The following is a 535-nucleotide window of genomic DNA, read 5'->3' on the forward strand; positions in this document are numbered from 1 at the left end:
TAATCAGACCCCACTCGAAGCGTGAACGCATACGCTCGGCGAACCCGGTGAGCTGTTTTGGCGGCAAGTCGGAGGTAATCACGACCTGCTTTTGGTGATTATGCAGGGCATTGAAAGTATGGAAGAACTCTTCCTGTGTATGCTCTTTACCCGCCAAAAACTGGATATCGTCGATCAGAAGCATATCGACATTGCGATAAATCTGTTTGAAAGATGATCCTTCATCGTCACGAATCGAATTGATGAAATCGTTTGTGAACTCCTCAGAATTTACGTACCGCACGCGCAAGCTCGGGAAAAGATGCTTGGCATAGTGCCCGATCGCGTGCAGGAGGTGGGTTTTACCTAGCCCCGAATCGCCATAAATAAAGAGGGGATTATAGGCTTGGGCGGGGGACTCGGAAACAGCAAATGCTGCGGCGTGTGCAAAGCGGTTAGACTGCCCAATCACAAAAGTATCGAAGGTGTAATTTGGGTTCAGACGCGCCGAAGAATCCCAACCGGAATCCGAAGAAACAGCGGTATGAGTATCCGT

Annotated in this window: 1 protein-coding gene; it reads right to left on the reverse strand. The window is 49.5% G+C overall.

The window, feature by feature from the left end:
* A partial coding sequence (locus tag HMPREF2554_RS10980) for a chromosomal replication initiator protein DnaA (RefSeq protein WP_141744405.1) occupies positions 1-535 on the reverse strand: 535 nt, incomplete at both ends.

The sequence above is a fragment of the Rothia sp. HMSC071F11 genome (genome assembly GCF_001809115.1).
Classification (GTDB): domain Bacteria; phylum Actinomycetota; class Actinomycetes; order Actinomycetales; family Micrococcaceae; genus Rothia; species Rothia dentocariosa.